Here is a 7299-nt window from a genome sequence, read left to right as displayed (position 1 = left end):
TGTTAATTCAGGTTGTTTTAGATCCCCGACTTCTTTAAGAAGTCGGGGATCTGAGGATGATGGTTCTAATAATTGATGAAGTTCTTGTAGAAGTTCTTCGCATACCTGACATCCGGCATCAAATGGATATTCTTGATTTGCTTTTGTTAAAGTTGCAGCTAATCCATATAAATTAAACCGCAATATTTTGGCTAATTCTGAGTTTTCTATAGTTAATAGTTTATGTAGATTCTGCATAATTTTATCAGGATGAAAATAAAAGATTTTAGATCCCCGACTTCTTCAAGAAGTCGGGGATCTTGAACTTAATGAATACCGCAAAAAGGATCACGTTCTTTATCAACTTCATTGGGTTGTAGTTCCAATTCTGCCCGATAAATACATCCTTCTTGTTCGAGACATTCTTGATTATTAGATGTCCAATAAGGAACTGCCCCCGCGTGCATTCTTAATATGCCTGTATTATCAAGAGTGACATGATATTGACAGGGATAATCTGTGACAATATCCGGTTTACTGAGTGTACCAATCCGTAACCATTTTTTGGTATTTGTCTCACTATCAGTTTGATAAATGTAGAAAGTATGTTGACCACTTTGAGGAAATGGTGGCAAAGGTTTACTAATTAATCCTGTTCCTGGTTGCTTCACCCCATCTTGTAAATAATGAAATGTTTCCATTGATTTACCTTCATTATTATCAACGGCAAATACTAAATGATAAGCATGAGGTTGATCAACTGTGGCAGATTCTAAAACATTAATAGCAATATCACCATCATTTAAGTTGTGTTGATGATTTTCAACGGCAATATTCCATTTTAAATTACCATCAGTAAACAAGGCATTTTCAGTAGATTTAGATATGACTGAATTAATATCAATACCAACTACGTCTATTAAATAATGGGGATTACCTCGACATAGTAAAATACTAAATTGTAAAGCTTGGTCAATCTCAAATTGGACTTTGATTTTTTTGAGAAATTCCTGTTCTTCCATGCCCAACTTATCCATCAATATTTTACCGTCGAAACTCCCCCACAGACGAAAAGTTCCATTTTCATAATCTTGACGATGGATAATATTAGTTAATTGAATGCCCTGCCAAGGTGTCCGCACTTTAGCAACCGTATCCCAAGGTGCAAGCTGATATAGTTCTTGTCCAGCACTAAAAATGGCTAATGGATCGTTACTTTGGGTTTTGCGTTTAAAGTTGCAAGGAAGATAATAAAACAGGTTTTTGACATCAATTTCTAATTGATTTGCACCTTTGCGTAATAGACTTTTAGATTCTTCAGGATCAAATCGAAAGCGGCGCAGTTTTTCGGCATAACAAGCACCTGCGGAAGTGGCAAGCTTAGTAAATTCTAAAACAAAAGTAATTCGTTCGGGATTCCAAACAAAATATGGTGATTGACTAAATTCCTCGTAAATTTGTTGTTGCACAAGATCAAGACTACAGGTTTTCCCAGAAAGAATTAACCAATCTACTTTTTGATTAGGTTCTGAACTGAGACGGCTTTCTATTAAACCTTTAGCAATGCCAATTGCTTCTTTAATTGACGAAGTTGCTGCCCGTTCAAATTGCTGATGATCTAAAGTTAAATAAATAGATTCAGAACTTCTAACTTGAAATTTAACAGCACTTTGGGCAAGCAGTTCGCCAATTTGTTGTTCATTTAAAGTGAAGGTTAATAAAGAACCATCTGTGGTTGTTTTTTGTCCTAATTTGAGTTTGGCGGCTTCCGCATGATCCCACAATGTATAAAAGGTTTGTAGGCGTTGGGTTGCTTGTTGCCAACGAGTTGGTAAGACTTTTTCCGCAGTATCCAGGGCATCTTTAAAGGCAACATCACCTTCAGGATTTTCCTTATCTATACATTTTAATAAACTACCAGTTTTAAATTTCCCATCTTCTAAAAAACGGTCGTTTAATTCGGAGTTAATTAAGTCTTCTAATTTATCGCTTTCGATGTCACCTGTAGTAACTGCGGTAAGGAGAAAATCAGAAATTGCTACTTTTAACAAGCGGAAAATTCGTAAAGTAATTAATTCACCACCTAATTGTAAATGTCCTGAAGAACCTAATAATTTAGGAGTCAGTTTATAGTAACGTCCGCCTAAACCTCGATCTTCATGATCTGCAAAGAAAGGGGTTTTATCTTCTAAAGTTAGTTCAATTAAAGCTAAGTCGGTTGTGCCGCCACCAATATCTAAAACCAGGACATTTTGTGACCATTTATTCCCATTTTGACGACAACGAGTTTTAAAAGATTCAATGCCAATATTCAGATTTCCGCCAAATTCTCGCCACAGGAAAAAGATAGCCACAGAAACTGCTTCATCATAGGCAGTTTGTACATCATCAATGCCTAATTCCTGGACTAATTGCTTAATTTCTTTGCGAACTATGGGAGGGGCAACAGTGGGATAGGTAACAACTGCTGTTAAAAAATCTCCTTCTGAAAATCTGCGTCTAGCCCGTTGCCGATAATCTTCTGTTAATTCAATTAATTGCGCCCAAGCCGCTTGAATGAGGCGATTAACTTGAATATTTTCTTCATCTTCTTCTAAGATAATGGGGAAAGATCGATCTTGTCCAAAATAGCGTTTGGGTGAATGGTGAAATCTGCTAATAATTTCTTTAACTGAAACAGTTGTGCCTTGGGCTATGGCTTTTTTTCTATTATCTCTTGCGTCTCTACCCATGCGTAGTTTTAAGGGGATTAATTGCGATACTTCCATTTCACTGGGAATTTCTGTGCTGCGTCGGTCAATATCTAAAACTACAGGCATTAAATTTTGTGATTCTAATGTGGGAACACGAAAAACTTCATGATATATAGCATAAAGCTTTTTGCTAACAGCCCGCCGAAATCTATCACTTGTTCCTAGACATAATTCAATTTGGCGAATTGCTTCTAAAAATAATTCTTTGTTATCACTTTCAAAAATTTCACTTAATTGATCTGATTCTATTTCTAAGTTTTTGCTAATATCAACCAGGAATTTTTCCCACTCACCACTACTAACATCTGGTAAGGCTAAATCTGGGGAGGAATTAAACCATTCCGCCATACGTTCTCTCAATCTCAGTTCTTGTTCTCTGGGTAAAACTTCGGCAATGGGAACTTCTATGGGGTCAAAAAGTGTCACTGTAGAATTGGAAGTACCAAAATCTAAAGCTAACCAACCAGGAAATCTTTTTCTTTGTTTTTCGTTGAGTTTTTCACTGAGTTGTTGACTTAAATTATGCAAATAGTGATCAAATTGTGAAGTATTCATGGGGGGATGATTTTTTGTAGATGAACTTGATGATGTTTGTAAATTGGGTATAAACCAAAGATCACATTCAGCACATACATGATTAGATATGGACAAATTTGCTTTTCCCGCAGCGTCAGAATCAAAATATTCGACAATTACCTTTAAGGTACAATCAACTATTGTGATTAAAGGTGCATCTAACTGACAGGAGTTTTGTCCTAGTTGAGAAATATTATAAATTTGTTTGGGTGTATCTGAGTGAAATTGTCTATAGCTGCTTTGAATTTTTGCTGCTAATTCATTTGGTGTACCTCTGACTATGCAGGTAATTCGAGAAATGTGGGGAATGTTGCTTTTAATAGGGACAATTTGGATGGTGGGTAGATGCAACTGTGCGTTTTCTTTCATACCTAATTTAAAGCTAGGTAGAAGCTGAATTTCCACAGGCATTTTTGGTGTTCCTTTTTTTGTTTGTTAATATTTCATTGATAGTGCATTTCCCTAAATTTATTTGATAACTAATAGAAGAGTACGGATTATATCAATTCCTATTTCATTGAGGTAGATAAGGAAGATTTTAACCGCAGATGGAGGAGGATAAACGCAGATGAACGCAGATGAATTTGTACTTTATTAGATGTTATACCAATTTTGTATAAAGATGCGCCAAATTTAGAAAGTAACGTTAGCGAAGCGTGGCGTTAGCCATACCACAGAGGCACAGAGAACACAGAGGAGGAAAAGACAAGGTTACAAAATTCAGCGCAGTCTCATAAAGAAATGGTATTACCAATTAAATGCAGGTAAATAATTCTTCTTCATTAATTGTGGCAATATCGGTTAAGATTTCTAGCCAAGCGGGAATGGCTAATTCGGTTTGTGAATCTCTCGCAGCAATATATCTTAGTAGTGCTTCTTTTTTGGAAAGATTTTGCAAGCTGGGAATAATTTGATCTAAAATTCCATTGATTTCTATATTTACTTGCTGATTGCTTTCACTGACATATTGCACAAGGTGAAGACTAGCACTAGCGGTAATTTCATCTCGCAGTCGTAATACAAAAAGTTGATGATTGACACTTCTTGATGGGTTTTGATTTCTTTCTGGTGACCAATCAAAAATTTGCCCGACACTGTGTTTTTCGTCTTGTCTAGCTAGGGGAAAAATACTTTCTGGTTTGATGGTTTGATTATGGTTATTGATTTCGGCAATAATTGCTTCTTTCCATTGACGAGGATCAGATCCTAGTAACAGTTTATAAAATAAATCTGCTTCTTCAAGTCCAAATTTTGATTCAATTTCTTGTTCCATTTCTGGCTGAAGAATGGCTTGTAGTTTTTCCCGTTCTAAGGTGATTTGATGTGCCAATGAGCTTAATAAGTCTATCACGGCTTGACGAATGCGATCGCTCGCAAAGTTTTCCAATTCTCTAACTGTTTTCTCAAAGGCTGGATAAAAGTCATCACTCTTAGTCGGTATGGAGGTATTAACCCGATTTCCTCTATCAAATAATTTCCCCGCTGCACCTTTAAATTCTGCTAAGGTAATTGTGCCATTTTGGATTTTATTAAATAGTAATGTCCACTGACTCCAATTCAAAACTTTTAAAGTTAGTTCATCTTTAATGACATCACTAACTACAATACCTCGGCGGTCTTTCAACTGTTCTTTACCTAAATCTTTTTGAAAGTTTCTGTAGGTTCTATCTAAACTTTCTATAGCTAATCTCAATTCTAGTAAAGCCGGAGTATCAAGTGTGGGTATGCCTTGTTCGTGAATTTCGGCAATAATTTCTTTGAGATATTCTTGTTGTTGACGAATACCATCAGCCGCCCGACGGGTATCTTCATATAATTGCTTTAGTCCGTGATTAGCAACATGAGTTTGAATTAGTTCTCTTAATTTACTAATACCACCATCTTGAGCAAAATAACCCAATTGTTTCCCTAATTGATTTCTCCCATCTGCTGCTAATAAAGATTCACTTAAATCACCCCATTTCTGTTGTAATTTTTTCGGTCTTTCCAGATATTCTGGATAATCTAAATTAGCAAGAAATTCCTCAGAACCTGCTTTCACTTGACCAGAACGTTTGGCTAATTCAGCTAATCCTAACAGGGGTGATAATAAAACAATTCTGTCTTTTTGACTGGTAAATGCTTCCGCTCCATCAATAATGGTTTTGAGAACTTTTAATTTTTGGAAAACTGTATTTGTTTGTAACGGTTGAGAATCAGATTGATTATTAATTAATAAATCTAGTTCTCTTTCTCCACCTTCACTTTCTAAAGGCAGTTGATCAAAACGTCCCACACCGACGAGAATTAAATCCTTGAGGTCTTGTCCTGGGCGTTGTTGTTGCATCATTGTGAAGATTTTATGGGCGCGATCGCTCCCCGGCGATTTACCATTCAGTAAGACTAAAATTGTTTGTACCTGTGCCAATTCTCGCAACGATAAAAATGTATCCCTAGCGCCTGAATTAGCAGCACCCAACCCCGGAAAATCCAACAACACAAATTCTTCTGCACCCGTAACATCCCAAATTTCCCGTGATATTTTCACTTCAATATCAACGCGACGAATTAAGAAAAAGCTGGTTTGTAATAATTGCGTTCCTAATCGTTGTGGCGCATTTGGTAAGCGAACATTCGCCGCTGGTAAATCCTCAAACTTGAGAGATTGAATCGCCATTGGCATTTCTGCCAGTTGTAAACCCTCACGGGCAGTAATACCATCAATTTGGTAAAAGCGACCGCATAAAGCCTCACCATAAGCCTGATAAGCCCGCAAAAATAACACTAACTCCCGCACCAAATAACGCAACTCTAAATTATTTGAGCTTTTCCAAACTTCCTCACACCAAATACTGATATCCTTACCAGTTTTAATTTTAGCTACCTGTAAAGGTGTCACCCCAGCGGACGTAGCGCGACGGTTTGCTTCTTTGAGAATGAAGTGTAAGCACTCATTTACCCCTTCATGGGATAAATATTCCACCGTATAATTATTTACTTGAGTAGTTGCAAAATCATCCTGGGGTTTAATATGAATAGCTGTGACATTACCTGTTGTCGGATTTTCACTTACAGGTAAAGCATCTGCATAACCAATCAGACTGCCTAGTAGCAAACTTTTGCCGCTGCTAAACTCCCCCATTACACCAATTTTCACCGGTGAGTTGGCTAGTTCAACAGTTTTCTGTGCCGCCTCTCGCAGCCGCAACAGACAATCATCAAGGCTAGTGGGAACCCAATCTTCCTCTTGGGAAGGGCGTTGGGGAACTGAGTCAATTTTGCGGAGGATAAATTCACCGTACTCTTTCAATCGCGCCAGCTTGTCTGGTTCCATAGAGTAGTCTTTCGTTTGAGTTCATTTTCACAACTGGGTTATAACACAAAACCCAGAAACCACCACCACTGATACAACGAAAACAGACAAGACTGTTCGGTTAAGGCAATGGTTTACAAATAATCTTTAACAAAAAAAATACATGACTTGTTAAAGCAGAAGATAATGTTATTTAGAGAACTCCACAAAAAATAAATTACCCAATGTTGTGGGATGGGCATCTTGCCCGTCCTTGTATTATTAGCAGGCAAGATGCCCGCACCACAAGAAACTTTTGGGATATTTTTTTAATTGGATAACTCTTAGGGATTACCAAAAAAGATAATCCAATGTTGTGGGATGGGCATCTTGCCCGTCCTTGTATTATTAGCAGGCAAGATGCCCGCACCACAAGAAATTTTGGGATATTTTTTTAATTGGATAACTCTTAGGGATTACCAAAAAATAAATTACCCAATGTTGTGGGATGGGCATCTTGCCCGTCCTTGTATTATTAGCAGGCAAGATGCCCGCACCACAAGAAACTTTTGGGGATTTTTTTAATTGGATGACTCTTAGGGATTACCAAAAAAGATAATCCAATGTTGTGGGATGGGCATCTTGCCCGTCCTTGTATTATTAGCAGGCAAGATGCCCGCACCACAAGAAATTTTGGGATATTTTTTTAATTGGATAACT

Annotated in this window: 2 protein-coding genes and 1 pseudogene; all 3 read right to left on the bottom strand. The window is 37.3% G+C overall.

The genetic code is table 11. From position 1 onward, the window contains the following. A pseudogene (locus IQ228_RS17075) lies at positions 1–237 on the bottom strand (hypothetical protein); the annotation flags it as partial. 68 nt (positions 238–305) lie between these two features. Continuing rightward, entirely contained in the window at positions 306–3719 is a 3414-nt protein-coding gene (locus IQ228_RS17070) for a virulence factor SrfB (protein ID WP_193963670.1), read from the bottom strand. Positions 3720–4062: 343 nt separating this feature from the next. Next, entirely contained in the window at positions 4063–6621 is a 2559-nt protein-coding gene (locus IQ228_RS17065) for a dynamin family protein (protein WP_027401417.1), read from the bottom strand. Between the last annotated feature and the right edge of the window lie 678 nt (positions 6622–7299).

Source organism: Dolichospermum sp. LEGE 00246 (assembly GCF_015207865.1).
GTDB lineage: Bacteria > Cyanobacteriota > Cyanobacteriia > Cyanobacteriales > Nostocaceae > Dolichospermum > Dolichospermum heterosporum.
Note: the sequence above shows the minus strand (reverse complement) of the source record. Positions and strands in the feature narration are given on the sequence as shown.